This is a genomic window from Anaerotignum faecicola (genome assembly GCA_024460105.1).
Classification (GTDB): domain Bacteria; phylum Bacillota; class Clostridia; order Lachnospirales; family Anaerotignaceae; genus JANFXS01.
This window is the reverse complement of the sequence record JANFXS010000299.1, coordinates 1-446: the sequence shown is the minus strand read 5'-3', so window position 1 is coordinate 446 and position 446 is coordinate 1. Positions and strand designations below refer to the sequence as shown.

Here is a 446-nt window from a genome sequence, read left to right as displayed (position 1 = left end):
CCCAAAGCGGTAATTTTATGAACGGAAATAAAGAAAAAAGAGGTTCTTTCCCCGCACCCAAAGCCTGGAAAAAACCGAAAAGGGGATTAAACACCCTTTTCGTGTTTTTCCCCTTTTCCTGCCAGCTCCTCCCGAAATCCCTTCGGTGTCGTTCCTGTCAGTTCTTTAAAAACTCTGCTGAAATACTGCGGTGTTTCATATCCTACCATTTGACCGATATCGTAGATACGAAGATTGGGATTACGCAGGTAGTCTTTCGCCATTTCGATGCGGTAATGAGTTAAATACTCCAGAAATGTCTGACCGACCTTTTCTTTAAACAGCCGGCTCAAGTAGACGGGATGGAGGTAAATGTCCTCGGCAAGTGACTGCAGCGTAATGTTTTCCGAATAATGTTCTCTGATATAAACTAACGCACGGTCAATAACCGGACTCCTGCTTTTGGC

Annotated in this window: 1 protein-coding gene; it reads right to left on the bottom strand. The window is 44.4% G+C overall.

Annotated features, from left to right (window positions below; translation table 11 throughout):
• Positions 1 to 86: 86 nt before the first annotated feature.
• Positions 87 to 446, bottom strand: a 360-nt coding sequence (locus NE664_14060; GenBank protein MCQ4727759.1) for a helix-turn-helix domain-containing protein, incomplete at its 5' end; no start/stop codon positions are given.